At 53.7% G+C, this 25,907-nt stretch carries 31 protein-coding genes; 11 read left to right on the top strand and 20 right to left on the bottom strand.

Annotated elements, in window-relative coordinates:
- Positions 1 to 59: 59 nt before the first annotated feature.
- The 4 genes from ubiG (at position 60) to AC2IBB_RS12780 (ending at position 2,785) form a co-directional block, all read left to right on the top strand.
- A complete protein-coding gene (ubiG, locus tag AC2IBB_RS12795; protein WP_127971952.1) occupies positions 60 to 776 on the top strand; it encodes a bifunctional 2-polyprenyl-6-hydroxyphenol methylase/3-demethylubiquinol 3-O-methyltransferase UbiG in 717 nt (238 codons plus the stop codon).
- Positions 776 to 1,456, top strand: a complete 681-nt coding sequence (locus AC2IBB_RS12790; RefSeq protein ID WP_486333224.1) for an HAD family hydrolase — start codon at positions 776 to 778, stop codon at positions 1,454 to 1,456. Before ubiG ends, AC2IBB_RS12790 begins: the two co-directional genes overlap by 1 nt.
- Positions 1,457 to 1,526: 70 nt before the next feature.
- Positions 1,527 to 2,276 carry a YciK family oxidoreductase gene (locus tag AC2IBB_RS12785; protein ID WP_486333223.1) on the top strand — a complete coding sequence of 250 codons (750 nt, stop codon included), beginning with the start codon at positions 1,527 to 1,529 and terminating at the stop codon, positions 2,274 to 2,276.
- A gap of 62 nt (positions 2,277 to 2,338) precedes the next feature.
- Positions 2,339 to 2,785, top strand: coding sequence for a DUF1499 domain-containing protein (locus AC2IBB_RS12780; protein WP_486333222.1), 447 nt, complete (start codon positions 2,339 to 2,341; stop codon positions 2,783 to 2,785).
- A 14-nt stretch (positions 2,786 to 2,799) separates the two neighbouring features.
- On the opposite strand, the gene ccmI is transcribed toward AC2IBB_RS12780, so the two are convergent.
- The 9 genes from ccmI to ccmA form a co-directional block, all read right to left on the bottom strand.
- Positions 2,800 to 4,050, bottom strand: coding sequence for a c-type cytochrome biogenesis protein CcmI (ccmI, locus tag AC2IBB_RS12775; RefSeq protein ID WP_486333221.1), 1,251 nt, complete (start codon positions 4,048 to 4,050; stop codon positions 2,800 to 2,802).
- 12 nt (positions 4,051 to 4,062) lie between these two features.
- Positions 4,063 to 4,548, bottom strand: coding sequence for a cytochrome c-type biogenesis protein (locus tag AC2IBB_RS12770; RefSeq protein ID WP_486333220.1), 486 nt, complete (start codon positions 4,546 to 4,548; stop codon positions 4,063 to 4,065).
- On the bottom strand, positions 4,545 to 5,108 hold the full coding sequence (locus AC2IBB_RS12765; RefSeq protein ID WP_486333958.1) for a DsbE family thiol:disulfide interchange protein: 564 nt from the start codon (positions 5,106 to 5,108) through the stop codon (positions 4,545 to 4,547). The genes AC2IBB_RS12770 and AC2IBB_RS12765 overlap by 4 nt, the downstream gene beginning before the upstream one ends.
- Positions 5,108 to 7,129, bottom strand: coding sequence for a heme lyase CcmF/NrfE family subunit (locus AC2IBB_RS12760; protein ID WP_486333219.1), 2,022 nt, complete (start codon positions 7,127 to 7,129; stop codon positions 5,108 to 5,110). The genes AC2IBB_RS12765 and AC2IBB_RS12760 overlap by 1 nt, the downstream gene beginning before the upstream one ends.
- 11 nt (positions 7,130 to 7,140) lie before the next feature.
- Complete coding sequence (gene ccmE / locus AC2IBB_RS12755; protein ID WP_486333218.1) at positions 7,141 to 7,590, bottom strand: cytochrome c maturation protein CcmE; 450 nt, start codon at positions 7,588 to 7,590, stop codon at positions 7,141 to 7,143.
- Positions 7,587 to 7,766 (bottom strand): heme exporter protein CcmD, encoded by a 180-nt coding sequence (gene ccmD / locus AC2IBB_RS12750; protein WP_486333217.1) that lies wholly within the window; start codon positions 7,764 to 7,766, stop codon positions 7,587 to 7,589. The genes ccmE and ccmD overlap by 4 nt, the downstream gene beginning before the upstream one ends.
- Entirely contained in the window at positions 7,763 to 8,521 is a 759-nt protein-coding gene (locus AC2IBB_RS12745; RefSeq protein ID WP_486333216.1) for a heme ABC transporter permease, read from the bottom strand. The genes ccmD and AC2IBB_RS12745 overlap by 4 nt, the downstream gene beginning before the upstream one ends.
- A gap of 89 nt (positions 8,522 to 8,610) precedes the next feature.
- A complete protein-coding gene (gene ccmB / locus AC2IBB_RS12740) occupies positions 8,611 to 9,243 on the bottom strand; it encodes a heme exporter protein CcmB (protein WP_486333215.1) in 633 nt (210 codons plus the stop codon).
- A gap of 50 nt (positions 9,244 to 9,293) precedes the next feature.
- Entirely contained in the window at positions 9,294 to 9,929 is a 636-nt protein-coding gene (gene ccmA, locus AC2IBB_RS12735) for a cytochrome c biogenesis heme-transporting ATPase CcmA (protein ID WP_486333214.1), read from the bottom strand.
- A 257-nt stretch (positions 9,930 to 10,186) separates the two neighbouring features.
- Here ccmA and fliK point away from each other — a divergent pair, with 257 nt between their 5' ends.
- The 5 genes from fliK (at position 10,187) to AC2IBB_RS12710 (ending at position 14,343) form a co-directional block, all read left to right on the top strand.
- On the top strand, positions 10,187 to 11,572 hold the full coding sequence (gene fliK / locus AC2IBB_RS12730; RefSeq protein ID WP_486333213.1) for a flagellar hook-length control protein FliK: 1,386 nt from the start codon (positions 10,187 to 10,189) through the stop codon (positions 11,570 to 11,572).
- Positions 11,569 to 11,919 (top strand): EscU/YscU/HrcU family type III secretion system export apparatus switch protein, encoded by a 351-nt coding sequence (locus AC2IBB_RS12725; RefSeq protein WP_486333212.1) that lies wholly within the window; start codon positions 11,569 to 11,571, stop codon positions 11,917 to 11,919. Before fliK ends, AC2IBB_RS12725 begins: the two co-directional genes overlap by 4 nt.
- Before the next feature lie 250 nt (positions 11,920 to 12,169).
- Positions 12,170 to 12,463 carry a DUF1244 domain-containing protein gene (locus tag AC2IBB_RS12720; RefSeq protein WP_279503073.1) on the top strand — a complete coding sequence of 98 codons (294 nt, stop codon included), beginning with the start codon at positions 12,170 to 12,172 and terminating at the stop codon, positions 12,461 to 12,463.
- Positions 12,464 to 12,703: 240 nt separating this feature from the next.
- Positions 12,704 to 13,207, top strand: coding sequence for a Dps family protein (locus AC2IBB_RS12715; protein WP_486333211.1), 504 nt, complete (start codon positions 12,704 to 12,706; stop codon positions 13,205 to 13,207).
- A gap of 215 nt (positions 13,208 to 13,422) precedes the next feature.
- Complete coding sequence (locus tag AC2IBB_RS12710) at positions 13,423 to 14,343, top strand: mechanosensitive ion channel family protein (protein ID WP_486333210.1); 921 nt, start codon at positions 13,423 to 13,425, stop codon at positions 14,341 to 14,343.
- 148 nt (positions 14,344 to 14,491) lie between these two features.
- Here AC2IBB_RS12710 and AC2IBB_RS12705 read toward each other — a convergent pair whose 3' ends face one another.
- Both AC2IBB_RS12705 and AC2IBB_RS12700 read right to left on the bottom strand, forming a co-directional pair.
- On the bottom strand, positions 14,492 to 15,145 hold the full coding sequence (locus AC2IBB_RS12705; protein ID WP_486333209.1) for an endonuclease/exonuclease/phosphatase family protein: 654 nt from the start codon (positions 15,143 to 15,145) through the stop codon (positions 14,492 to 14,494).
- Between the two features lie 359 nt (positions 15,146 to 15,504).
- A complete protein-coding gene (locus tag AC2IBB_RS12700; protein ID WP_486333208.1) occupies positions 15,505 to 16,344 on the bottom strand; it encodes a substrate-binding periplasmic protein in 840 nt (279 codons plus the stop codon).
- Positions 16,345 to 16,725: 381 nt separating this feature from the next.
- Between AC2IBB_RS12700 and AC2IBB_RS12695 the strand changes: the two genes are divergently transcribed.
- On the top strand, positions 16,726 to 17,364 hold the full coding sequence (locus tag AC2IBB_RS12695; protein ID WP_486333207.1) for a BON domain-containing protein: 639 nt from the start codon (positions 16,726 to 16,728) through the stop codon (positions 17,362 to 17,364).
- 134 nt (positions 17,365 to 17,498) lie between these two features.
- On the opposite strand, the gene AC2IBB_RS12690 is transcribed toward AC2IBB_RS12695, so the two are convergent.
- The 7 genes from AC2IBB_RS12690 to AC2IBB_RS12660 all read right to left on the bottom strand — a co-directional run bounded on the left by AC2IBB_RS12690 (position 17,499) and on the right by AC2IBB_RS12660 (position 23,820).
- Positions 17,499 to 18,428, bottom strand: coding sequence for a hypothetical protein (locus AC2IBB_RS12690; protein ID WP_486333206.1), 930 nt, complete (start codon positions 18,426 to 18,428; stop codon positions 17,499 to 17,501).
- Positions 18,413 to 19,909 carry a L,D-transpeptidase family protein gene (locus AC2IBB_RS12685; RefSeq protein WP_486333205.1) on the bottom strand — a complete coding sequence of 499 codons (1,497 nt, stop codon included), beginning with the start codon at positions 19,907 to 19,909 and terminating at the stop codon, positions 18,413 to 18,415. The genes AC2IBB_RS12690 and AC2IBB_RS12685 overlap by 16 nt, the downstream gene beginning before the upstream one ends.
- Positions 19,910 to 20,199: 290 nt before the next feature.
- The gene (locus tag AC2IBB_RS12680) at positions 20,200 to 21,036 is read right to left on the bottom strand and encodes a metallophosphoesterase family protein (RefSeq protein WP_486333204.1); all 837 of its coding nucleotides are present in this window, start codon (positions 21,034 to 21,036) and stop codon (positions 20,200 to 20,202) included.
- Between the two features lie 9 nt (positions 21,037 to 21,045).
- Positions 21,046 to 22,011 carry a diacylglycerol/lipid kinase family protein gene (locus tag AC2IBB_RS12675; RefSeq protein WP_486333203.1) on the bottom strand — a complete coding sequence of 322 codons (966 nt, stop codon included), beginning with the start codon at positions 22,009 to 22,011 and terminating at the stop codon, positions 21,046 to 21,048.
- Positions 22,012 to 22,167: 156 nt separating this feature from the next.
- Complete coding sequence (locus tag AC2IBB_RS12670) at positions 22,168 to 22,371, bottom strand: hypothetical protein (protein WP_486333202.1); 204 nt, start codon at positions 22,369 to 22,371, stop codon at positions 22,168 to 22,170.
- An 83-nt stretch (positions 22,372 to 22,454) separates the two neighbouring features.
- A complete protein-coding gene (locus AC2IBB_RS12665) occupies positions 22,455 to 22,625 on the bottom strand; it encodes a DUF1328 domain-containing protein (RefSeq protein WP_011398159.1) in 171 nt (56 codons plus the stop codon).
- Between the two features lie 418 nt (positions 22,626 to 23,043).
- Positions 23,044 to 23,820, bottom strand: a complete 777-nt coding sequence (locus AC2IBB_RS12660; protein ID WP_486333201.1) for a ferredoxin--NADP reductase — start codon at positions 23,818 to 23,820, stop codon at positions 23,044 to 23,046.
- Between the two features lie 115 nt (positions 23,821 to 23,935).
- Here AC2IBB_RS12660 and AC2IBB_RS12655 point away from each other — a divergent pair, with 115 nt between their 5' ends.
- Positions 23,936 to 24,817, top strand: coding sequence for a LysR family transcriptional regulator (locus AC2IBB_RS12655; RefSeq protein ID WP_486333200.1), 882 nt, complete (start codon positions 23,936 to 23,938; stop codon positions 24,815 to 24,817).
- Positions 24,818 to 24,841: 24 nt separating this feature from the next.
- Here the strand turns inward: AC2IBB_RS12655 and AC2IBB_RS12650 are convergent, their stop codons facing one another.
- Both AC2IBB_RS12650 and AC2IBB_RS12645 read right to left on the bottom strand, forming a co-directional pair.
- Entirely contained in the window at positions 24,842 to 25,354 is a 513-nt protein-coding gene (locus AC2IBB_RS12650) for a GNAT family N-acetyltransferase (protein WP_486333199.1), read from the bottom strand.
- A gap of 102 nt (positions 25,355 to 25,456) precedes the next feature.
- Positions 25,457 to 25,906, bottom strand: coding sequence for a hypothetical protein (locus AC2IBB_RS12645; protein WP_486333198.1), 450 nt, complete (start codon positions 25,904 to 25,906; stop codon positions 25,457 to 25,459).
- Between the last annotated feature and the right edge of the window lies 1 nt (position 25,907).

Genomic DNA, 25,907 nt, shown 5'->3' with positions numbered 1-25,907 from the left:
AAGCGAACGCGTGGGGCCGCATCACGGCCCCTTCCGACCAATTCAGAGGAAACGGATACATGACTCCCGTTGAGAACGTCGATCTGAGTGAAGTGAAAAAGTTTGAGGATCTCGCCCATCGCTGGTGGGATGCGGAAAGCGAATTCAAACCCCTGCATGAGATCAACCCGCTGCGACTCGACTTTATTGACGAGCGCGCCGCCCTGCCCGGCAAAAGAGTGTTGGACGTAGGCTGCGGCGGCGGCATTCTCAGCGAGAGCATGGCGCGTCGCGGCGCACATGTGGTCGGCATCGATATGGGCGAAGCGCCGCTGTCCGTGGCGCGTCTGCATGGACTGGAATCTGGCGTCAGTGTGGATTATCGCCGCACCACTATCGAGGAGCTGGCGGAAGCCGAAGCAGAGTCTTTCGATGTGGTGACCTGCATGGAAATGCTGGAACATGTTCCCGACCCCGCATCGGTGATCGCCGCCTGTGCGCGCGTCGCCAAACCCGGCGCCGACCTGTTCTTTTCCACTATTAATCGCAATCCCAAGTCCTTTCTGTTCGCAATCGTCGGCGCTGAATATGTGCTGAAGATGCTGCCGCGCGGGACGCACGAATGGAAAAAGTTCATCAAGCCCAGCGAATTGGCGGCCTGGTTGCGGCGCACTGATCTCGATCTGTGCGAAATGCGAGGCATGACCTACAATCCGTTGCTGAAAGAATACAAGCTGGGCGACGACGTGGACGTCAACTATCTCATGCACGCGGTCAAACCGCTCAAGGACGCCTGATGACGGATACGCGACTTTACCGTCCAGAGGCCGTGTTCTTCGATCTCGACGGCACCCTGATCGACACCGCCCCCGACTTCTTTCGGGTGATGAACATGCAGCGCAGTCAGCGCGGCATGCCTGACATGGCGTACGAAACCGTGCGTAAAACGGTGTCCGATGGAGCCCGCGCCATGGTGAAGCTGTCTTTCGCCATGGAAGAGACAGACGCCGACTTTGAACCGTTGCGCCAGGAGCTGCTGGACCTGTATCTGCGCCACATCGCCGTCGACAGCCGCCTGTTCGCAGGCTTTGAAGCGCTGCTCACGTTAATGGAAGGCCAAGGCGTTCGCTGGGGCGTCATCACCAACAAACCCAGACTGTACAGCGAAGCGCTGCTGGAAGCGCTGGGCTTGAGCTCCCGCATGGCGGCGCTGGTCTGCCCTGACGACGTCTCCCGCACCAAACCGGACCCCGAGCCCATGTTGCTGGCTTCGCGTCTGGCGGACTGCGACCCACAGAAATGCTGGTATGTCGGCGATCATATACGCGACATTCAGGCCGGCGCCAATGCAGGCATGCTCACCATCGCCGCCGCTTACGGCTATCTGGATGAACCCGAGGCGGCCCTGGCTTGGAATGCGGACCACGTGGCGCACTCTGTGGAGGATGTCGCCGCCCTGCTGAAACAAGTGCTTTGATTTCCCCTCGGGTTATAATCAAAAGTCACCGCACTTTAAAGACAGACCACGACGAGAGAAAACACGCATTATGTATTCTTACCAAGCCCCCGCCGACCTCCTGCGCGATCGCGTCATCCTGATCACAGGCGCAGGCGCGGGAATTGGGCGCGCGGCGGCGAAGACCTTCGCCCGTCACGGCGCCACCATTATTCTCAGCGGCCGCACCACTAAAAAGCTGGAAGACGTTTACGATGAAATCGAGGCCGATGGCGGCCCTAAGCCCGCCATCTTTCCGGTAAACCTGGAAGGGGCCGTAGCGAAGGATTACGACGATCTGGCCAACGCCATACATGAAGAGTTCGGTCGTCTCGACGGACTGCTGCATAATGCCGCTCTGCTGGGACACCGCACCCCACTTGAACACTATGACCCGGATAGTTGGACCCGCGTCATGCAAGTGAACGCCATGGCGCCCTTCCTGCTGACCCGGTCATTGATGCCGATGATCCGCAAGTCTGAGGACGCCTCCATTGTTTTCACGTCATCCAGCGTCGGCCGCAAAGGCAAAGCCTACTGGGGCGCTTACGCCGTCTCCAAATTCGCCGTTGAAGGCATGATGCAGGTGCTGGCGGACGAACTGGATGACGCCGACAAACGTATTCGCGTCAACAGCGTCAACCCCGGCGCCACCCGCACCGCTATGCGGGCGCTGGCCTATCCGGCGGAAGACGCCACGAATAACCCAACGCCTGAAGAGATCATGAACGTCTATCTTTATCTGATGGGTAAAGACAGCATTGGCGTCACCGGTCAGGCGTTCAACGCACAAGGCGACTGATTTCCACGCTGTACTTCACGCCGGGATCGATGTCTGCGCTTCGGCGCAGCGGAGAACAAGTGATGAGCAACACAGCAAAATGGGCGGTCTTTGTTATCGCCGCAGGACTCAGCGCCTGCGGCAGCAACCCTCCCGCCGGCCTGGGAACCCATGAGGGACGCCTGGCCTCGTGCCCTGAAAGCCCCAACTGCGTCAGCAGCTTCAGCGACCCCAGCGACGCTGAACACTTCATAACTCCCATATACAATGACAAGGCGCAGTCGATGTGGCTCAGGCTCCCAGCGGCGCTGGAGCGCATTGGCAATATCCGCATCACCCAGCAGAACGACGACTATATCCGCGCGGAAGCCACTTCATTCGTGTTTCGTTTTGTGGATGATGTCGAGTTTTTACTGGACAGGGATACTAACGTGATACATCTGCGCTCCGCCTCCCGTCTGGGTTATCGGGATTTCGGCGTCAATCGGGAGCGGATGGAGGAAGTTAAAGCGGCGCTACTCAGCGAGTAACGCCGCCGGCGCGTTTACTGCACCTGCTGATCGATCACCAGATTAAGCGGTTCGCTACTCTGGGCGCGCAGTTCGATAGGGCCGACAACGCCCTGCAAATCTCCCGGCTGTGGCTGGGGCGAGCCGGATTTAGATACCCGCGCCACCACTTCGACGGTTTCAGCGGAAGACAGTTTCGCCATCGGCCCCATGGCCATGGAGTCATCCAGGGTTACGCTGACTGGCAGCTCGCTGACAGTTTTACGCACCACCGCTAATGGCATACGCGTACCGTCTGCAGGTCGCGCAAGAATAAACACAGTATCGCCGGGCGCGGCTTTGGCGCTCAAGCTTTCCCCCAGACTGACTTGCAGTTGCAGGCTGGCTCCGCCCGCCGCCGGTTGCTGAGCCTTCTGCTCTGCCGCCAGCTGCTCCGCTCGCGCCACGCCATTGCGAATCGCCGTCGCGTTAGGATCATTCGGATTCAGTTCAATGATTCGACGCCAGAATTTAGCTGCCTCGGCGTAACGCTGCTCTTGAAAAGCCGCCACCCCTAGAATGCTCAGTGAGCTGCCTTCATTCGGATCCATTTTCAAAGCCTGCTCCAACGCGGCCCTGACAGGCGCACTCAAACGACCTTCCTTGAAAAACAAAGCCTGGGCGCGCAGACCATGCGCCGCAGCCGCATTTTCGCCTTCCTCCGTCAGCAGGTCCGCCAGCCGCCGAAATGCGTCTTCCGCCTCGACATATCGCTGCATCGTCATCAAGGAACGGCCCAGCAACGCCCAGCCTTCGACATTATCAGGCTGTTCCGCCAGGCGATCGCGCAGTCGGCGCAAAATCTCTTCAGGATCATTGCCAGCCAGGGCCAGTTGCAAGCGGGTTTCTTTCATCCACTCCACTTGGCGCAATCCCTTATAGTCGCCAAATTGCTGATACATCAGCAGCGCCGCAATGGGAACGCCCACAACCACCAGCGCTAATATCAGCAACTGACGGGCGCGACTGCTGCGATAAGCTTTGCCCTGTGAGCCCGGTTCCGCATCGTTAAGCAGCGACTTTTCCAGCTCAACATGCAGATCATGAAACTCCGCGTCGCTGATTTGACCCGCCTGCAACTCTGCACGCAGTTCAGTGAGACGGTCTTCGAACAACGCCACATTGGCGGTGTCTCGACGCGCGCCCGCGTTCTGGGAACCGGATTTCAGGATGGACAACAAAGGAACGGCGATGATCGCTATCGCCATAACCGCCAGAAGGACGATAGCCAGCCAGAATACTGTCATTCGGAGTGCCTGTTATTTCTGCTCAGATTCTTCGGAAGAGGTTTGCTGCAATAGTGTGCGCAGACGCGCTTGTTCATCATCGCTTAGCTCAGTCGTCTCTCCCAGCGAACGTCGCCTGCGACGGGCGATATACAGGAGAATAGACAAACCAAGGGTCACCACGGTGACCGGCCCCAGCCACAATATGGCGGTCTGCGCGTTCAGGCGCGGCCGGTAAAGCACAAAGTCGCCATAACGGGCCACCATGAAATCGACGATATCCTCGTCACTCTTCCCCTCTTCGATCATGCGATGGACTTCCCGGCGCAGATCCTTAGCGATCGGCGCAGAGGAGTCTGAGATATTCTGGTTCTGACATAAAGGACAGCGCAGCTCGTAGGTCAGCGTCTGATAGCGTTCGCGTCCTTCTTCGGAAGTGAACTTATAGTCGTCTATCGCCCAAACGGAAACTGAAGTCCACAACGCCGCCAGACATAGAGCCAGTCTTAATGGGTTCATGATCCTGGCTCCTCTACGACGTTTGCGCCCGCCATTTTCAAATTGCGCAGCATAGGAGCCAGGGTTTCCGTCCATACTTTTTCATCCACGACGCCAACATGGCGATAGCGAATCACGCCGGCGGCGTCTATTACATAGGTCTCGGGCGCGCCATATACTCCCAGGTCCAGCCCGAGACGGCCTTCCGGGTCGAAAATCACAAAACGATAAGGGTCCTGCAGCGCCTCCAGCCATTTCTTCGCTGCATCACGATCATCCTTGTAGTTCAGACCAATCACCGGCACGTTGTATTCTTTCGCCAGTTTCAGCAGATAGGGATGCTCTACCCGACAAGAGGGACACCAGGTCGCCCAGACATTCAGCAGCATTGGCTCGCCCTTCAAGTCCGCCGGCGTCATCTCCCGATCTGGATTGTATAGTTCGCCCAGCTTAAAGTCCGGCACCGGTTGATCCTTGCGCGCCAAGTCCAACTTGGAGGGGTCGTTATCTATGTTCTGGTTGAACAGAATAACGACCGCCACAAACGCCAGCAGCGGAACAAACAAGAAAAACCGCTTCATCACGCTTGCTGCCCTCCCAGTGCGTCAGCGTCGACTTTGGACGCCGCTTTCTCGCTACTGTCCATAGCTTCCGCCGCCGTCAACTTGCGCTTCAATTTAAGCCGATAACGCCGGTCCGCCACCGCCAGGAAGCCGCCCCAGGCCATAAAAATGGCGCCTAACCATAACCAGCGCACAAATGGTTTGTACTGCACACGCATGGTCCAGGAATCATCTCCAAGTGATTCCCCCAAGGACACATACAGATCCCGGAACAACCCTGGATTTATCCCCGCCTCCGTCATGACATTGCCGGAAACCTGATAGCGACGCTTCTCCGGATGTAAAACAGAAAAGACCTCGCCATCACTATCGCGGATGGAAACCGTCGCGCGATCGCTCACATAGTTGGGACCGCGACGTTGGGTTTCTTCTTCAAAGTGGAATATGAACCCCGCCAGTTCAACCGATTGCCCAGGAGCCATGCGTACATCGCGCTCCTGGGTATACTGAGACACGATCGTGGCGCCCATGATGGTCACCGCCAGCCCAACATGGCCCAGCACCATGCCTTTATAACTGCGAGAGGTGCGCAACCAGCCTCGCAGCCGGCCCTGTGAAGACGCGCTTTTTATCCAGGCGTCACACAATGTAGCCGCCAGCAGCCAGACAGCAATAAAGACACCCACCACCGCCATCAGGTGAATTTCGCCGTACATCCAGGGGATCAACACGGATAAAGGCGCGCTAATCAGCAAAAACGTTGGAGCCTTCCCCAGCAGCCGCCCCACTTTGGTGTCCTTCCAATGGCTGTACATGCCCACGCCCATCACGATGGCTAACAGGGGAACCAATAACGAAAACATCAGGTTGAAATAAGGCGCGCCGACGGATATTTCTTTGTCCATCCACTCCGCGACCAGCGGAGCCAGAGTGCCGATCAACACCGTCAGCATCGCGACGACCAGAATGATATTGTTCACTAGCAGGAAGACTTCACGAGAAGTCTCACTGAAGCCAATGCGGCTTTTCACCACCGGCGCCCGCAGCGCGTATAACAACAGGGAGCCGCCAATCACCACTCCAAGCATCATCAACACGAAACGACCTCGCTCTGGGTCCGCAGCGAAGGCGTGCACGGAAGTGAGGATGCCGGAGCGAACCAGGAAAGTGCCCAGCAGGCTCAGCGAGAAGGCGAATATCGCCAGCAAGACTGTCCAGCTTTTGAATACGCCGCGCTTTTCCGTCGCCGCCAGGGAGTGCATCAACGCCGTGCCCGCCAACCAGGGCATAAAGGATGCGTTCTCAACCGGGTCCCAGAACCACCAGCCGCCCCAGCCAAGCTCGTAATAAGCCCACCAGCTGCCAAGCGCTATGCCCAGCGTCAGAAACGCCCAGGCCACGGTAGTCCAGGGGCGCGACCAACGCGCCCAGGCGGCGTCCAGGCGTCCGCCCATCAGCGCTGCTACGGCGAATGCGAAAGCGACGGAAAAACCGACATAGCCCATATACAACATTGGGGGATGAACGATCAGACCGAAGTCCTGCAGCAACGGATTGAGGTCCGCGCCATCCTGCGGCGAATTAGGCAGGTAGCGCGTAAACGGATTGGAGGTGATCAGAATAAACAGCATGAAGCCAATGCTGATCATACCCATGACGCCTAATACACGGGCCACCATTTCCAGCGGCAATTGTTTGCTGAATTTGGCCACGGCGGCGGTCCAGCCAGTGAGAATCAGCGCCCACAGCAATAATGAGCCTTCATGGCCGCCCCATACGGCGCTGAACTTGTAATACCAGGGCAACAGGCTGTTGGAGTGTCCCGCCACATAGCGGACGCTGAAATCATCCCGCAGGAAACAAGCGGTCAGCGCGGCGAACGCCACGATGGCCATCAGAAACTGGGCGCCCGCCAGAGGACGGGAAAGGCGCATCCACAGCCGGTCGCCGACCCAGGCCCCCGCGATCGGCACAATCGCCAGCAGCACAGAGAAACAAAAACTTAAGATCAGTGCGAAGTGACCCAGCTCAGCAATCATACGTCATTCCCTCAGTAAGTCTGTGCGGGCGCGGCGTCCTGCGCTTTATCAAGCGCGCGCTGCACTTCCGGCGGCATGTACTTCTCATCGTGCTTGGCCAGCACCTCCTCCGCCTGAAATACGCCCTGGGCGTCCAGCTTGCCAGTGGCGACAATGCCCTGCCCTTCACGGAACAGATCAGGCAGGATGCCGGTATACCTGATGTTGACGTTGTTGCTGTAATCCGTGACGGCAAAAGCGACCGCCAAAGATTGCGCATCTCTGTTAACGCTGCCGTCAACCACCATTCCGCCGACGCGAATGCTCTTTTCCACCGGCGCAGCGCCTTGCGCCACTTCGGTGGGATTATAAAAATGATTCACATTGCTACTGAGTGCGGTCAGGATCAACGCAACCGTCGCGCAGACGCCAACCACCAGAAAGGACACGATAATTAAACGCTGTTTGCGCTTGGGATTCATTGGGACGCCTTCTCCCTTCTATACTGCTGGGACAATCTTTTGACGAGGCCGCCACGTTTCAACATCGGCGCCGCCAGGTTATACAAGAACACCAGTCCACCGGCGCCATAGGCCAACCAAACATACAGACCGTGGCCGCCCATCGCGAAAAAGTCACTGAGGCTTTCGAAGTTCATGCTTTCCCCTCTTTCGCCAAGAGATCGCGGACCCATAGGGTACGGCGTTCGCGTTCGATTATCTCATTACGACTTCGTAAGAAAAGGGAATAGCCGAAGAAGCAGTAAACCCCTATCACCATCACTAACAGAGGCGCCCACATTTCCACCGGCATCTCGGGTTTTTCCGTCAGTTTAAACGTGGCGGGCTGATGCAACGTACGCCACCACTCTACGGAATACTTAATGATCGGAATGTTGACTACGCCCACCAGACTTAACACCGCCGCCGCTCTGCCCGCAGTGATTTTGTCTTCGATGGCCGCCTCCAGCGCGATAATGCCGAAATACAGGAACAACAGAATAAGCATGGCGGTAAGACGGGCGTCCCACTCCCACCAGGTCCCCCAGGTGGGTTTGCCCCACACGGCGCCCGTGAATAACGCCAGAAAGCAGAAAGATGCGCCAATCGGAGCTGCGCATTTCAGCACCACATCCGCCATTTTCATCCGCCAGACCAGGCTGACGAAACCGGCGACCGCCATGATCATGTAACAGGACTGGGCCAATATGGCGGCGGGAACATGCAGATATATGATGCGAAAGCTATTGCCCTGCTGATAATCCTGAGGCGCAAACGCCAATCCCCAGACAATGCCGACAGGCAGCAGGATCAATGCGCCCCATCCAAGCCAGAACGACCACACAAGGCTCCGCTCATAAAACCACTTCGGCGAGCCCCACCGGTGAAACCACTGTTTAAATGCTTCCCACATAATCGCTTCTGTTATCTGTATTCAAGCTATTCGATCCACCGGCGCATGACGCCCAAGTGCAGTCCCTGCGCCGGCTTGTTTATATTGTCTCAGTTGGAGACGCTGATTTTAAGGGCCGCCGCAGCAGCAAAGGGCGCCAATGTCAGCGACATCGCCAGTATCGCGCCCAGCATGGCCAGCGTGGCGGTGTAATCCATACCGGCGGCTGCGCTCTGCACCATCCCGGTTCCGAAGATCAGCACGGGAATATACAGGGGCAGCACCAACAATGAAATCAAAACCCCGCCTACACGCAGCCCGACTGTCAAGGCGGCGCCGATGGCGCCAATCAGGCTGAGCACAGGGGTGCCCACCAGCAATGACAGCATCAGAACGCCTATCAGGGCCTCGTCCACGTGCAGCATCAAGGCCAATACTGGACTCAGCAGCAGCAAAGGCAGCCCCGTCGTCAGCCAGTGCGCAAACACCTTCGCCAGAACAAGAACAAACAGCGGCTGCGGCGCCAGCGTCAACTGCTCCAAGGAACCGTCTTCATGGTCCGCTCGAAACAGCGCATCGAGAGACAACAGTGTCGCCAGCAACGACGCCACCCAGACCACTCCCGCCGCAGCCGGCGCAAGAAAGCTTTTCTCTGGCGACACGCCCAGTGGAAACAGGCTTACCGCCATCACGAAAAACACCAGCGGGTTAGCCAGTTCCTGTGGACGTCGAAAAGCAAGCATCAGATCTCGCCTCGCCACAGCGGCGAACCCCGCCCACACGCCCATTTGCCTCAAGACGCAGCCCCCAATTGAACTCGGCGCACTTCGCCGGATAGATGAAGACTGTGATGTGTGGTCAAAATAACCGCCCCCCCGTTATTGGCTTTATCGCGCAATAACGTCTCCAGCTGCGCCACGCCTTTTTTATCAATGGCGGTGAACGCTTCGTCCAATACCCACAAGGGGGCCGAGGACACATGCAAGCGCGCCAGGGCGGCCCTGCGTTGCTGCCCCGCGGACAAACTGTTGCAGGGCGAATATTCATACCCTGTCAGGCCAACCGTCTCCAGCGCAGATATCATTCGCTCTTCATCAACGACTTCTCGCTGAGCGCACCATGCGCGCAGGTTCTCCAAAGGAGTAAGCAGCGCCTTAACGCCGGTTTTGTGTCCCAGATACAGCAGGGAGGAAAGAAACTCGGGACGCGCCTGCGCCATCCGTTCGCCACGCCAGAACAACTCGCCTTGCCGTAACGGGGCCAGTCCGCATAAAAGCTTGAGTAAAGTGGTTTTGCCGGCCCCGTTGGGGCCTTCGATCTGCACTATGTCGCCGGGGTGGACAGCGAAGGAAAGGTTCTCGAACAGGATACGGTCATCTCGCTCACACTGGAGATTCTTGGCCTCTAGCAGAGGAGTTTGACCTGTCATAGTTACTAAAGCAGCCTCTTGTATGCGCCCCTGTGAAACAGCGCGACGCGGAACAACCGGAAATAAAGCGGCGCAAGGATAACAAACTGGCGCTTTTCCCGACAAAGTGGTTAACAATACAGGAAAAGAGTTAGAAAAGTGGCCCGCTCGCGCTTAAGCTTTGTAAAAACGGGCGCATTATAGCCCAGCTTTCCCCGGATGGTCAGTGCATAGCTCTGATTAAGATCATTTTATTGTGGGAGAAATGTTAAAAAGCGATGAAAGTTCAGCCTGACGCAGCCTCAGCGCCTACTCGCACTAACTCGCTTCCACCGAAGATACAGGCGGAACTAGCGGCTATCGTGCAGAAAGTCGGCAATTTATTCTCCGCCCGCATTACCGATATCGCACCCTCTCCCAGCACAGGAACACCCAACCCCAGCCTCAGCGCGCAAACTTCCGCCACGCCGTCCTGGCGTTTGATTTTGAGCGCCGAAGGACTACCGCAACCACTGCAAACTGACATTCGTACAACGCAACTGCCTCAGGACTGGCTGATCGGCAAGATCCTGCAACTGCAAGTCACTGCATTAGGCTTAAAAGTCGTCGATTCGTTAGCGCCGCCACAAACAGAGCCTACACAGGCGCTCCTCGCCACAACACTACAGGCGTTATCCAAGTGGCTGCCATTACAGGGAGATCTTCGCCGCAACCTGGAGGCGTTAGTCAGATTATCCTCTGATACACGATTGCCCAGAGATTTAGCGCAAACGCTCGACAAATTGAACCAGGCGCTGCCAACGCCGCCGCGAGTCAGCGAAGCAGGGGGGCTGAAGCAGGCGATCCAGCAATCCGGGGCGAGACTGGAGCGTCATTTACTGAGAACATTAGCTGAGAATCCCGCAGCGACTCCAGATAAGCCCGCTACGCCCTCTGGCGCCGAGTCGCGCCTGCTGATCGCCGCGCCGCAGGATATAAAAGCGTTGCTGACCGTAGCGCTGGGCGCCACGCTGGCGCAGCTTAAGCATCTTCCTAATAGCACGCTTCCCGCCAACTGGGAGCAACTGGTCAGCTGGTTAACCCGACAGACAGCAGAGCAGCCGGGCATGGCGACCGGTGGACATCCACTGCAATTTCCGCCACCGATGGGACGCGAAGGCGGACGGCCTCCGCTGCCCGCCAACCTGGACGCAGGCGAAATGTTGCGCGCTCTGGCGCAGGCCACCGCACGCCTGCAAAGCCATCAATTAAACGCCATGCAACAAAATCTCAGCGCAGGCCCCGATCAAACCGGAACCCAAGTGTGGTTTGTAGAGGTGCCTATCGCCGCACCGCGCATGGATAGCATTCAGATGCGCTTTGAAAAGGATCAGCGCAACGAAGCCAAGGACAACAGGAAAAGCCGCTGGAAAATCGTACTCGCCTTCGACCTGGAGGGACTCGGCCCTATGCAAAGCCAGGTCCTGTATACGGAAGGAACAGTGTCCGCCACATTCTGGGCGATGGAGCAAAAGACACTGGGACTGGTCACTGAAGAGCTGCCGCGCCTGCGCAAAGGTCTGCAGGACTGGGGCCTTGAGGTAGGCGATCTGTCGGTGCGTAAAGGCGCGCCGCCAACACCTTCCGCACCGATTTCCCGCCAACTGATCGACGAGCGCGCATGACCAAGAAAGAACCGGACACGCAAAACAATCACTCCCAGGAAACGTCTCAAAGCGACGTCCAACAGGCCATTGCCCTGTTTTACGATGGCAAACAGGCGCCTAAGGTCTCCGCTAAAGGCGAAGCGGATCTGGCGGAGGAGATCATCGCCATCGCCCGGGAGCATGGCGTTCCGTTGTACGAGAACCCAGAGCTGGTGCGCTCTCTGGCGCAACTGGACCTCGGTGATGAAATACCTGAGTTGCTGTATCGCGTTATCGCGGAAATTATCGCCTTCGCCTATCACATTCAGGGAAAAACGCCGGAGGGCTTTCAGCCGCCTCCCCATGCTGATAAAGACCCGCCATAGCACATTGGAGCCGCGATCTTGCGCCTTCCGCTCTCAACGAAGCGAAATCAATCGTTTACACTATCAGTCCAGCGGACAAATCGCTTTCTTCTATTTGTCCGCACATATTTTCTGCAAATCACAGCGTATCTAATGGATGTTGATCTGCGGTTAAACTTGCCAATGACTGACCGAGCCGCCCTATTGAAGGCAGCCCGGTAAATGGAGCGTTGGGAAGTACGTTTTATTTCACTGAGAACAAGGCTGAATTATGGACTCTAAAACCCAAACCGAAATCGAAGCAGCAGTGTTTCGCCGGCTGGTCAAACACCTGCAGGACAACACCGAAGTTCAGAATATCGATTTAATGAACCTCGCCGGCTTCTGTCGCAACTGCCTGAGCAAATGGTATCGCGCCGCAGCGGAAGAACGAGGCGAACAGGTGGAAGACGCTGCGGCCAGGGAGATCGTTTACGGCATGCCTTACGATGAGTGGAAGGCCAAGCATCAGAAGCCCGCAAGCGAAAGTCAGCTCAAACAGTTTGAGCAAAATAAACCCGAATAGTTTTACCTCGATTCAGGCTCAGGGCGACGCCGATGAGCCTGAATCGCCTTCCTCAGGGAAAGTTTTGCAAAGCCATTGCAAAACTTGCAGTCGCAGCGCTATCTCTTCTGAACAAAGCCTACCCTCTCAACTCTCCCGAACACGCATAACCAATTGATATAAAAGTAGTTTAAAAATATTTTTAAAACCTGGCCCGGTTTCTGCCTTATTCAGGGAAAGCAAACAAACCTAGGAGAGGTTATGAACCAGCACGCTAAAAAACTCGACCTGACTGCAACATCCCCGGATATGGGCATTAAAGAGAGCAAGGCGGATTCAGTCGCCGACAAACTGGCGCGCGTGCTCGCCGACACTTACAGCCTGTACCTTTACACCCAATACGCCCACTGGAACGTCCGGGGCATGAGTTTCTTCGCGCTACATGAGCTATTTGAGAAGCAATACAAAGAGCTCGCTGAAACCATTGACGACATTGCGGAGCGAATGCGCGCCATCGGATACAAAGCCCCCGGAACATTAAAGCGCATGGCGGAGTTTTCTACGATTTCTCCCAAAGAGGAACGCACAGCGCCCGCTCTGATCAAAGAACTGATTTCCGCCCATGAGGGAACCGTTGCAAGCTGCAGAAAGTGTATCGACGCGGCGCAAGAAGCTGAGGACTTCGCAACAGAGGACCTGATGGTGAATAGACTGTCTTCCCATGAACAGGCTGTCTGGATGTTGGGCAGCCTTCTCGAGGAGTAATCCTCACCCAATCCCACCCAAACGATACCCGCCACTTTTATCCTACCTTCCTTTTTTGGCCACTTCGGTGGCCTTTTTTATGGGTAAGTTTTGGAGGCGTAAAAATGACGCGAGCACAAACCGGCACGATTTCTGCGTTATTAAACCTGAATTTAAAGTCATCGTGGACCTATCCACTTCTCATATTGTCGTAGAAATAAAATAAGGGCTATGTAATGGACATAATCGAATTTGAAAAAGCCGTCGAGATTGTATGGTCTTCCATTCAAGAGTGGGGAGAAACCGCTCTGGCCAACCTGCCCAGCGCTGTCGTGGCTTTGGTGTTTTTCATTCTGTTTCTGTTCGTGGCGAAAACCGTGGCCAATCTGACCGAAAAAGTACTGATGCGGTCATTGGACTCCTCGGAAGTCGCCCACTTGCTGTCCACAATCGTTCGCATTGTACTGACGGCTGTTGGGGTTTTTGTATCCCTGGGGTTTGTAGGTCTGCAAGGCACCGTCACCTCTCTGCTGGCCGGGGCCGGGATCATCGGACTGGCGTTAGGGTTTGCATTCCAGGATCTTACTGAGAATTTCATCGCAGGCATTTTCATGGGCGTCCGCAAGCCATTCCGGGTCGGAGATATCGTCGCCACGACGGACACCATGGGAACCGTTGAAGCGATTAACCTGCGCAACACGCTCATTCTGACCTTTTCTGGGCAGCGGGTGATCCTCCCCAATAAAGACGTATTCACCAACAAGTTGACCAACTACTCCATCACCCGCCAGCGCCGCCTAGAAATCCCAGTTGGCATTTCCTATGCCGACGACATCGAAAAAGCCGTCAAAGTGATCACCAAAGCCATCGACGCTCTGGAGTTCACCCGCAACGGCACGGAAACCCAGGTTTTCGCCACGGGCTTCGGTGACAGCAGCATCAATCTGGTCGTGTGGTATTGGATCGATTACCCCACCGGGAAAGTAGACTTCATGACCGCCCAACACAAAGGCGTGATCGCTGTGAAGAAAGCACTGGACGAAGCAGACATCCTCATCCCCTTCCCGATCCGCACGCTGGATTTTGCAGCGAAAGGCGGTTTGCAGCTTGATCAGATTATCAGCACTCGTACTGAAGAGGTGGAGTCTGTAGCGTAAAGTTTGCATATATGCTATTCAATTGAATGCTTTAATAATCGGCTTCACAAGAATAACGAATAAGCCCTGTCTGACAAAGAAGACAGGGCTACATTTAAACTTGTGAAACCTCAACTCGATGCGGTGAGTTCGCTGAATTAAGAACTACCTAATACCCTGTATCGAACTCCATAATTACAGGATAGTGATCGCCACCTTGCATTGGATACTTTAAGACATTCTTAACATCAATATTATCACTAACCAAAAAATAATCTAATTCATGAGATGAACTTGGATGAGTTTTCGAGCCGCTTGATGCAATACGTAATTCTTTCCCTCTAGAGCTACTCCCAATCCTTATTATTTTTCGGCGAATAGAAAGGTCAAACGGCTCACAATTAAAGTCTCCTCCTATAATAAAGTCGCCTGCAACTTTCCCTACTGCATGTTGGCCGACTAACTGCACATCCGCCGCACCTCTTCCACCAGCATTAGCGTGAAACGTAAGAACCGTAAACCCTTCATCATAAGTCGCATAGAGGGCGCTACGTCCAGTATCAGTCTGCAAATATAAATAGCCGTGCGCCATAGGTACTTGTTTAGAAATAATACACGTTGTGCAGCGGTTATTGAACGCTCCTGCTTGCTCACGTGTATATAGCCACTTCTGAGTAGACACACAGTCCAATTCGGATTTATTAATACCTCCACACTCTTGGATTAAAACAATATCGCACTCGTTTAGTAAATTACTAAGTATTACTCTTTTACTATCATTGGAAATCGGGTTTCCCTGAGAATTCCATGTTGCTACTTTCACTCAAGACTCCTAATAATCTACTTTAAACTGATGTAGCTTTTGCCTTTCACCCGTGACCACCACTGCCAGGCTCCACCTTCCCGCTCAATATTCATTCAATAAGACTAAAAATTAGCCCCAAAATGAAAGCGCTTTCATTTCAGATAAAAAAACGCCAGAAGGAAGCATCAACAGTAGGACACTAGCTTTAGATACCAGGCCGCCACAAAATTTGCAGGCGGAGTATACACAACACAGAAAAACAATTCCCTTTAATAACAAAACATTACAGCTCCCTTCCCAAAATATCTCACAAGTAGCTAATCCATCCTTCAACCAGTACAGGCTTTTAGGCTCACAGCTCTAGCCAGCTCTTTATCTCACTTAACTTTCGACTTCCCCCACAGTGTTCGATGCCTGGAAATAATCGCCTCAATCCTACCTTCCTGCGCGAGTTGCTTTAAACCTCGATTGAAGTCCTGAGAGACTTTCAAGAAATTCTTCGCCTTCCTGGAGAACATCAGGTATTGATTCTCCACCTTGACCGGAGGGTCGAGCCAAATGAACTTGTGGGCGAAGTCGGGAAATTCCGTGTTGATAATATACTGCCCCATAAACTTATCGATCAGAACAAGGTCAATCCAGCCGCGGGATAGACTGAGTATGTTTTGGCGGTCTTCCGTGACTTCGATGGTGTCCAGTCTGGCCTGCTCAAATTCAGGGGGATTCACATAGCCGCGCACCACGCCGATTTTATATGGCTGCAAATCATTCAGTGCGGCATAGGAAATACGACGCTCCTTCAAAGCATAAAACCCGAGTTCATTAGCTGGTAGCGGGTCCGAAAACTCGAACCACTGCTCCCGGCTCTTTCGGTACCAACCAGTGTAAACCCCATCATAATCGCCAGCCTGAGCCATGCCATAGGCCCTTTTCCAGGGTAAAAACTTTACCTCCACTTCATACCCGACCCGCTGAAAGGCGGTGAAGATGATCTCAGAGATAAACCCCTTGCTCTCTAACTGCTCACCGTAATAAGGAGGGTACTCGGTTGCGGCCAGTATCACCTGGCGCTCCGCGGCCTCTACCTTCTGTTGCAGGAGGCAAAGCGCGACAAGCAATAACAAGAGCTCCAGGAGCAGTCTATCGCCTCCATCTTCCTTAGAGCCGCACTTCAAGCAATGGTCTCGTGAGTATGAGAGGGTTTTGAAGTTTTGCATTATTGTTCACTTGCCGGAGGGAGCATACTTAAGTGCGTATTCGCTTGTGGCTACCACCACCAAATATAGCATCGGTGACAATTTTCCGTGCGCCAAAGGAAAAAAGAGGAACAGGACAATCCTCGTTGGTCATAGGAGGAGACTCAACTCCGCCCACCAAACCCAACACTTTGTAAGTTCTGCAAGCTTAATTGCCAAGATTACCAGACAAAGGGCGAAACTGCGCAAAATTCAGCCATATTGCACACAAAAAGCGCTAAATTCGATGAAAATAACTTGGCACGCTTCTAGCTATCTCTTAAGTGACAACGAGGCATAGAGTCCTCTTACCTGGATTCTGAAAGAGAACCGGGACTTTAAAAGATAGAAAAGGAGATCGTTATGAAAACGCCAAAAACTTTTATTAAGAAGCCTGCTTACACTGCGCTGATCGCTGCAACTCTGGCTGGAGCCATGACTATCGCTCCCGCTTACGCTGCTGGCGATAAAGTTAAGAAGGAAGAGACGGTTGGTCAGAAAGCAGAAGAGATGACTCAGGACGCGAAGAAATACTTCAAAGACGGTTGGACTGAAGGAAAAATTGAGACTGCCATTTTGTTCAACGAGAACCTGAGCGCTTTCGAGATCGACGCCGCCGTCAATGGCTCCAACGCCACTCTGACAGGTACGGTAAGCTCAGAGGTCGAGAAAGAGCTGGCTGAGCAGATTGCACTGAGCGTGGAAGGCGTCAAAGACGTAGATAACCAGTTGAAGGTTGCCTCCACTCCCGCCAAAAAGGAAAACGCCGACAACGAAAGCTTCAGAAGCTCAGTGGCTGACGCCACTATTACCGCTAAGGTAAAAATGAAGCTGTTGGCTAATGAGTCAGTTGCGGGATTGGATATTGACGTGGATACGGAAGGCCGCGTGGTAACGTTGAATGGCGCAGTGGAGTCAGAAGCGGAGAAAGATCTTGCTGAGAAACTCGCGAGTAACGTAGACGATGTGGACTCTGTTAAAAACAAGTTGATGGTCAACTAGTCGACAGCGCCCCATGCGCAGATGCATCAACAGGGCCCGAAGCCTCAAGGCTTCGGGCCATTTCCCGCTGCAAAACCGGAAGTCAGCAGCTCATTTCAGAACCGCTCAGCAGACTACGTCTCTGATAGCCCGGATTACCACCGGACCATTGCCCCCCGCACATCCACATGAATAAAAGGGCCACGGAAACTATTGGCGGAATAGACGCCCAGCCCGCCAATATAAGATTTGTATTCGGGCGACTCAGCAAACTGCTCAATCAACTGAGCCAGATACTCTGCATCATGTTTGTCGATCTTGCCGTCTTTGTTCAGATCGTCCATTTTGCCGTCCTTAGGGTCTTCATCGATAAAGACATCCGCCGCGCCTCCCCATTGGTGACGACTATAGGTAGCGTTGCGAATCGAGGCATTATAAAAAGGCGTACGAAAGCCGCTCATGATAACGAAAGATGAAACCGGCAAACCCGCCATATTCACTTGCTCTGTCAAATATTCCAACTTGAGCAACAGCTTTTCCCTGAGCACGACAAACTTGGGGAATTCCGAAGGCTGCCGACACAAAAACTGCTCCAACCGATAATGGGGAGACAGCTCTATATCCAACATGTCCTTGGTCACCTCAAGATATCCTGCAGGCGGCAGGTAAATCGCCTGGTTGAGGTACGTTTCGCTGGGATAATGACCTATCTGAAAGCCATTCAGCATTCCTTCATCGACCTGACTCGCCGGAACCAGTACAAACAGGTTCAGCGTCATTTCCGCCCCCGTGACAGGCCTGCGGATGGTCAGGCGCGTCAAGCCGGGCTGGGCTGGCGCACTCAAACGATAGCGGTGCCCCTTCTCCTTGACGATATTCTCCTGACCACTTATTTCTATCTGTTCGTTTTCCAGCAGATTAACTGAAAACGCGAATTCTTCCGAAGCCTGCAGAAATGCGGACATGACTCGATAGTCACTGTTTTCACCTTTAAAACTGATACTGAAGTCGACTTTACCGGGTTCAAATCCAAAAGCACGGGTCATCAGCAAACAGAGCGCGACGACCGTCAGTGCTCTAACCATGTATTATCCTCCGGCGTCAGCGTTTTTCCTTCAAACGCCATCTGTAGTCGGGCGTCTCTTCCGTATATGTCATTACGGAATTGCGCCACGCCGGATTCATCCATCCAGGCGGTCCAGTATTGCAAATGCACTGGGACCGGCTTGGGTAGTCGCAGTGTTGTCGGCTCTCCCGACTTGAGTATTTTATCCAGCTCGATGCCCGTTTTTCTCTTACTGCCGATCAACGCTGCGGCCAATTCCAGAGGGCGCTCAAGGCGTATGCAGCCAGAGCTGAAAGCGCGCTGGGATTTGTAAAACAGGCTTCTGCTCGGCGTATCGTGCAGATATACATTAAACTCATTTGGAAACATAAACTTAATACGTCCTAACGCATTCATAGGCCCAGCCGCTTGCTGTAAGCGATAGGGAAACTTTCCATCTTTGACTTCTTCCCAATTAATGGTTTCCGGGTCCAGAGCCGTCTCTTCACGACCCCAGCCCTTATAAATTCTAAAGCCCATTTTGCTGATAAATTCCGGATCGTCTCTAAAACGCTCCAGCATATCCTCTTCAGCAATCTGGGTTGGGACTTCCCATTGCGGGTTCACCACCAGATAAGTCATCAGACTGCTGAACGCTGGAGTGCGCCGATAGGGTTTGCCCACCACCACGCGCATGCTGAGCTCTGAGCGGCCATGATCTATCAAATCCAGACGATAGTCGGCGATATTCACCAGCACGTATCGCTCCCCCAGGTTGGTGGGCGTCCAGCGACGACGCTCCAGATTACTACGAACCTGCTCAATACGCTCAGAAATCGGCGTATTCAGCATCGCCAGGGTCTCTTTCCCTACGACAGCATCCGTTTTTAACCCATGACGGGCCTGGAAAAACCGAACGGCTTTCGCCAGCTCTTCGTCATACAAGGTCTCATCATCGCCGGCGGACGTATCAATGACCGGCCGTTCCATGTCGCCGCTGGCGATCAGTCGACGACGTAGTTCAATCACGCGGGCATCTGACTTTCCAGGCCTCAAGGCAGAGCCGTGGGAAATCATTGGCCACCCGCCTTGCGCTTCCGTTTCTCGCAAATCAATCAGCAGCTTTGACAGCCCGTTATACACCTCTGGCGTGGGCACCATAGCGCTCATGTCTTCCATCAGACGACCTTCGGCAAGCGCTTGATACAGCCGAGGAGCCAACTCGCCGGGGGAACGTTCATCACGCCAGACAGAGTCTATTGATCTCGGGTCGAAACGGCCTGTCAGTCGATCACTGGACAGTGCGACCATTGCATCTGTCAGCAACAATTCCAGCTCGAAGGCGCGCTCAAAGGTTTCTGGCGCAGCCTGGTATTGATCCAGCAATTCCAACAAAGTCGCAGTGTGGTATCTTTGCGAAGGCAAACCTTCCTGATCCGTATGCTCCAGCACACTCACCAACGCATAGGCGCGCTCCGCCAAAGACTCCTCAGCGAACCACACAGGTTTGTAAAGACTCATATCATATATCCGCCGGACCTCGACGGGATGCAACATTGTTTGCTTAGAAGAAAAAGATATCGGTTGGCCGGAGGCCCACTCCAGCAACTGCGACGGCAAGCCTGCGATCGGGCTCGCCTGGGTTATCGTCACCCACAGGGACAAGATACAACACCATGTCCAGCGTGGTAATACAGACGTCACTTGGTTCTACTCCTTAAGATTCAGCGGTCTTACCAGATAAATATTAAAACCGGGAGCCCGGCTTATAACGGGCGCCATTATAAGCGGTTGTATGAATAGTATCTATATTAGCTGATTCGGCAGGAGGTCGCCTGCATCTGACGGCAGGGTTCGATCGCCCAGGGAGAAAATTTCAATGCAACGCGAAAACGACCTGTCGCTGAGTCGTAATCCCAGCGTTCAAGCAGCGTTAGACGACGGTCTTTCCTAACGACGACACGATTGAAAGAATTAGGTTTTCCACTACGCACCCGCGTGGACATAGCAGTGCCAGCCTGCATGACGAATACACTCGAAGGCGCTTCCGGCAAGCTCTCTCGCAAGGGCAAAATGAAAGGATAATGGATGTGGCCGCCAAGAATCAGGTCCACACCGGCGTCAATCCAGGCGCGCAGCGCATACTCGCGACCGATGAGAAGGTTTTTCTCATCTGAAGGCAGCACAACCTGACAAGGGTGATGGGCGACCACAACCTTCAGTTTATCGCCGGCTGCAGCCAGACGACGGGCCACGGCGTCCGCCCTTTCAGGGCTTATTTTTCCATCTACGCGGCGATATTTATGTGTCGTATTTACACCGACTACCAACGCCAGATCATTCTCAAATTGCGGCTCTAAGTCCGCCCCGAAGATTTCACAATATTTTTCATAGGGAGCGGTTAAACGACTCCAGAGATTGAACAATGGAATGTCATGATTCCCCGGCACGGCCAACACCTCACCTGAATCAATTCTCTCCAGAAAAGCTCGCGCAGCGGCGAACTGGGGACGAGTGGCGCGCTGGGTGATATCCCCCGAAAAAAGAAGCAACTCAGGAGCCATCTCATTGAGCGCCTCCACCAAAGCTTCCTGTACACTCCAGTCCTCCGTTCCGAAGTGGGGATCAGACAGTTGAATAATCTCCATAACAATAAATTAATTGGCGTTTTTCTCTGGGTCTAAGGGCGCGACGAACTTGGCCGCCCCTGGCAGCGCTCGCATTCGCACCGGCGTCGACACTTTACGAATCTCACCATCCACCACTACTCGCAATGACTTACGGTGAGAATTTATCTCAAGCTCCCGACAGACCATGTGCTCGTAGTACTCAGGGCTTTCCGGCATGCTTAACGCCATACGGCCCAACAGTGTTATTAACTGCAATCGCTCACGAGCTTTTAGCACAATGGCGACAAAGCCAGGATCATCTGCCGATTTGGAATCCTGTAAATTTAATAGTTCCAACTGCATGCGGCTGATTGTACTGAACAGCAAGGGCGTATCGATGGCTCTGGAAAAGCCTCCCGAGGTCAACCTCATACGCTGCGGCCTGGCCTGGGTCAGACAAGTCCAGACGCCGGACAGAAACGCCACCCAACGAAAGCGGCCAAACCGTTTCTGATGTGACTCCCTGGCTTGAATAAGCCGTGGATAAAGCCCCAGGCTGGCGTTCACCGCAAAGAGTATGTCATTAACTTGATACAAGGGAATCGCCTTGACGACGCCATTAAGCGCCACATCCAAGGCCTCCGCAAAACTCTCAGGTAGCCTGTGCTCCTTGGCGAACAGGTTGAATGTCCCCCCTGGAATGACGGCGAACGTCACCCCCGTCTCCAGAATATGGGGCAAGGCGGCGTTAATCGTACCGTCCCCTCCGACTACAACCAATACCGCTTGATTATCCTTGGCCTCCCGCGCCGCCCGGCGAATAGTTTCCTGCAAACCAATGCCTTGACGAATACTGTGCGTAGATAGAATCCGCTCCTTCACACTGGCCGGAGCCGTTTCCAATTGCGCCATGGAGTCGCCGAAACGTCCCTTACCGGACCCAAGGTTCACCAGCATCACTAGCTTACGTTCCGCAGTGTGAACGTCTTTTCTCTTGAATTCAGCTACTTGCATAGTGGTTACCATTTAAAGCGCGAAAGTGCGCCTCCTGAAAACTCCGCTATTTCAATCCGTTTTACAGACATAAAAAAGGGCCGCCGATCAGCTCGCTTACGAGTTCATCGGCGGCCCCACTCCGCCAGGACTCTACTACTACAGCTTCAATGGGTCTCAGCAATCCTGGTCTCTCGCGTTGACTCCTTCTTTGACACTCTCACAAGCGTCTTCCAGTCGGTTACCCGCATCGGTCAAAGCTCTATCTACCTCTTCGCCGATTTGCTCCGCCTCGCCATCGCCCGCATCACATGCAGTCAGTGAGAACGCCAATGGGGCGGCTATAACCATCGCTTTCAATAGGTCGGTGAATGTAGTCATCGTTATCTCCTCGTTTCCTAACAGTTGTTTTATTTCATTGGCGGCGTCCTACCGCTGCCTTTCATTTGATTCTCAACACAGATCTATAATCGGTTTCTGCGGAATCCCCCGGCGATGATGCTGATTACGAAAAGCACCAGGAAGATAACGAACAGAATCTGTGCAATATCGGCAGTCGCTGCTGCAATGCCTGTGAATCCAAGTACGCCTGCTACCAGCGCTACAACAAAAAATACAATTGACCAGTACAACATATCCTTTCTCCTTACTTGTTTCCGAACTCAACCAGATACAATCAGAAGTTGGGCCAACTTAATTTTTTATATTATTTATCAATAATTTAATGATAAAACAGGGCACTAATTGAGGAAGTGAGCCGAGGCGATTACATGTAAAGCTTACAAACTCACTGCAATTATGGGTGAAGCGTGAGAATCCCATGAGCATGGGCGTGAGAAAGCATAGCTAAACGCGCGCAATCACATTCGTAGGCGGACGTACGGCTCTAAGCAGCGAAGATTGAAGTGTAGGAAGGAAAATATACCATGCAGAAAAAGGCGGGACCGCCTGCGGTCACTAACAGGCGGCCCCTATAGCAGACCCGGACAATATGTACGGACCGACTAATAAGGCGCAGCCCGAAGGCTGCGAAATCACTTTCTAAGGGGAAAATCAGCTTTCGACGAACGCCCGCTCGATCACATAGTGGCCCAGGTCGCCTTGGCGCGCTTCGGTGAAGCCGCGGGAATCAAGGATGGCGCAGGTGTCTTTCAGCATGCTGGGGCTGCCGCACACCATGAAGCGGTCATGTTCGGGGTCCATTTCAGGCAGACCCAGATCAGAGAACAGCTTGCCGCTCTCCATCGAGTCAGTGATCCGCCCTTGCGTGGGATAATCTTCACGAGTGACGGTAGGGTAATAAATCAGTTTCTCTTGCACCAATTCCCCAAAAAATTCATTCTGCGGCAGCTCATCGCGAATCAGGTCCTGATAAGCCAGCTCGGAAACATAACGCACGCCATGGGTCAAAATGACTTTATCAAAGCGCTCATAGGTTTCCGGGTCTTTGATAATGCTCATGAAAGGCGCCAGGCCGGTGCCGGTGCTGATCAGATATAAATTACGCCCTGGCAGCAGATGGTCCACGACCAGAGTGCCAGTGGGCTTGCGGCTCATGATGATCTCATCCCCGACGCTGATTTTCTGCAAACGGGAAGTCAAAGGACCGTCTGGCACTTTGATGCTGAAGAATTCCAGTTCTTCTTCGTAGTTGGCGCTGGCGATGCTGTAGGCGCGCATCAGCGGACGACCGCTGTCTTGCTCCAGGCCAATCATAATAAAATGTCCGTTTTTAAAACGGAAAGACGGATCGCGACTGGTGGTAAAGCTAAACAGAGTGTCGTTCCAATGACGCACGCTGGTGACCGTTTCTTTACGCATTCCTGACATAATCTGCATTGACTCCTGATAAAGGCGCTAAAGTTTTCATTGATCGATATTTAACCCGAGTATAATCTATCTGTAAAACAGGATTATTCAATAACTCTTATCGGATTTATCGATAATGCACTACACCCTGCGACAATTGGAAATATTTCTGGCCGCAGCGCACTTTGAGAACATCACCCAGGCCGCTAAAAGCCTGTCTATGTCTCAGTCCGCCGCCAGTGACGCGCTGCGTAATCTGGAGTCCCAATTCAATATTCAACTGTTTGACCGCATCGGTAAAAGCCTCCAGCTCAACGAACTGGGGCGCATGCTGCGTCCCCGGGTGGAAGCGCTGATAGAGCGCGCTCGCGACCTAGAGCTGGACTTTCAACAGCATACGGATATCGGATCACTGAAAGTGGGCGCCACGCTGTCCATCGGTAATTATCTGGCGGTCAGCATCATGGCGGATTTCATGCAGCAACATCCCGGCGCCAAGGTATCCCTGGAGGTAGCCAACACCACCACTATCGCAGGCAAGGTGCTTAATTTTGAATTAGATGTGGGTCTGGTGGAAGGGGAAATCAATCACAATGAGTTGGAAGTAATTCCCTGGCGCGACGATGAGCTGAAAGTCTTCTGTGCTCCAGACCACCCACTGGCGCAGAAAAAAGTGCTCACAGACAAAGATCTGGTGCGCGCCCACTGGATATTGAGAGAACGCGGCTCCGGCACGCGACAGGCTTTCGAATGGGCCATGCACGGCATTCTTCCAGACCTCAAAGTCTCCATCGAGTTGCAGCACACAGAGGCGATAAAACGCGCCGTGGAGGCGAAGCTTGGGATCGGTTGCCTGTCGCGAGTGACCCTGGTGGACGCCTTCAAGCGCGGCAGCCTGGCCCCCCTGGAAGCGCCGCATAGGAACTTCCAGAGACGTTTCTACTTTATCCTGCATAAAGAAAAGTATCGTAGCGCCGGTATCGAAAACTGGCTGGAGTTATGTCGCCAGCTTACCTGAGACGGGCAGGAAGCACTGGACGCTTCAGGCAAAGTTAACCCCATATAAAAATAAATCGACATCGTCATTGGGAAGTCGGGTGGTCTTCTCCCTCGCCATGCCGATTTTCTCCAACAGCCGAATTGAGCTGACGTTGCTCTGATCCACAATGCCGACAATGCGGCTCATTCCCAGTCTGGTTGCGCCAAAATCCAGCACCGCCTTGGCCGCCTCATAGGCGTATCCTAGCGAACGGAATTGCGGCATGAATGCGAATCCGATATCGACGTCATCCAGCCCTTCCCGTTTGATCAATCCGCACATGCCCACTGGAGCGCAGTCCTCCTTAAGCTCAACCAGATAGAGCCCGAACCCTGCCTTTTCATACATCGCCAACGGACCATTTTGGATATATTGACGCGCCCCCTCCAGCGTTCTTACCCCACGGTCGCCGATAAAACGTATCCATGAAGGATCGTTCAACAGCGCCAGAATGAAATGGTCATCCTCCAGCCGCAGCCAGCGGAGCGTTAAACGCTCAGTCTCCAATACCTTCATAGTAATAACCGCCTGTTTATTATTCTATCCAGGTTCTTTCAACGCCGAGCCAATAACGTCCTCCGCAGTCAAGTGAGTCTATCTGCACGCCGCTCAATGACACTATTGGACACTGCCCAGAACCTTTTCCACCCACTCCGGATCGTCAGGAGTCACAATAACGGAACGACATCCCTGACGCTCACATTCCATTCCCACACCGGGCAAATCGTCAATCATCAGATCAATGCCAAACAGCCTGGGGGCCTTACTGAAGCGCGAATAACACTGATTGGCGGCGACCGCTTCACGATGATCATCCTGGTTGACTACCTCCCCTATTCTCACGCCCCACAAACGAAACCAGGCCTTAACGAACCAAGGTTTACGCAGAGAGGTGGTATATATCCAGATTTCATGATCTTTGGCCAGAGTCTGCATGAGCGTCGGCGCGCCTGTGCGCAAGGCTTCACGGAACCATAGTCCTGCTGGCGGCTCAAGTCGACGCTCCCCAACCGCAAAGGAACCCGTAGAGGGGATCAAGGTGTCATCCAGATCAAATGCTATACGCACG

The organism is Hahella sp. NS-SX17, assembly GCF_057367735.1.
The sequence above is the reverse complement of the archived record's forward strand: the minus strand, read 5'-3'. Positions and strand labels throughout refer to the sequence as shown.